We start from the raw sequence: 268 nt of genomic DNA on the forward strand, positions 1-268 counted from the left end.
GCGAGAATACGATCTAACTGCCAGTCATGAAGTGAAGTGCCTCGATAAAGCAATACTTTGCCTTGATCGTGCTCGTCTCGGGCACCAATGACCATCCACCAGGTACCATCCTGTTGCCATACCTTCGGATCGCGGAAATGCATGATGCCTGGCGGTGGGGTGAGAATGACGCCTTGTTTCTTAAAGTGAACACCGTCTTCGCTGGTGGCGAGACATTGCACCTGGCGTATCGCGCTATCGTTTCCGGCGCCAGCCAGCCAGAGATGTC

General features: G+C 54.1%; 1 pseudogene. It reads right to left on the minus strand.

The window, feature by feature from the left end:
• A pseudogene (locus ACRHNM_RS16875) lies at window positions 1-268 on the minus strand (sucrose-6-phosphate hydrolase); the annotation flags it as partial.

It is taken from the genome of Psychroserpens mesophilus, assembly GCF_050617655.1.
GTDB classification, from domain to species: Bacteria; Bacteroidota; Bacteroidia; order Flavobacteriales; family Flavobacteriaceae; genus Psychroserpens; species Psychroserpens mesophilus_A.